The 419-nt window shown below is 63.7% G+C and carries 1 tRNA gene; it reads left to right on the top strand.

The window, feature by feature from the left end:
- Positions 1–16 precede the first annotated feature (16 nt).
- A tRNA-Met gene (locus tag WH85_RS46285) sits at positions 17–90 on the top strand.
- Positions 91–419 lie beyond the last annotated feature (329 nt).

Raw genomic sequence — 419 nt, 5'->3', positions numbered from 1 at the left:
AGGCTTTGTTTACCGACGCGGGGTGGAGCAGCTCGGTAGCTCGCTGGGCTCATAACCCAGAGGTCGCAGGTTCAAATCCTGTCCCCGCTACGAGTGGGTAAGGGGCTTGTGTTTGCGGAAAGCGCGAACATGGGCCCCTCTTCGCATTTCTGTTCCGGGGGCCGAGCCCCCGGAGAGCCCGCGGTGCGGTGGTGGGCCTGGTGTGTTGCTTTGGGCTTCTTTCCCGGCTTTCCTTTTTCGAGGGCCTGCCCTGCTGGTGGTGGCGGTGGGGAGTTTTCGCCGGTGAGAGGGTGGGCGGGGGGGGGCGATTTGGATGCTGAGGGCGGACGCGTTAGGCTTTGTTTACCGACGCGGGGTGGAGCAGCTCGGTAGCTCGCTGGGCTCATAACCCAGAGGTCGCAGGTTCAAATCCTGTCCCC

Source organism: Actinoplanes rectilineatus (assembly GCF_000962825.1).
Taxonomy (GTDB): Bacteria; Actinomycetota; Actinomycetes; order Mycobacteriales; family Micromonosporaceae; genus Actinoplanes; species Actinoplanes rectilineatus.
Note: the sequence above shows the minus strand (reverse complement) of the source record. Positions and strands in the feature narration are given on the sequence as shown.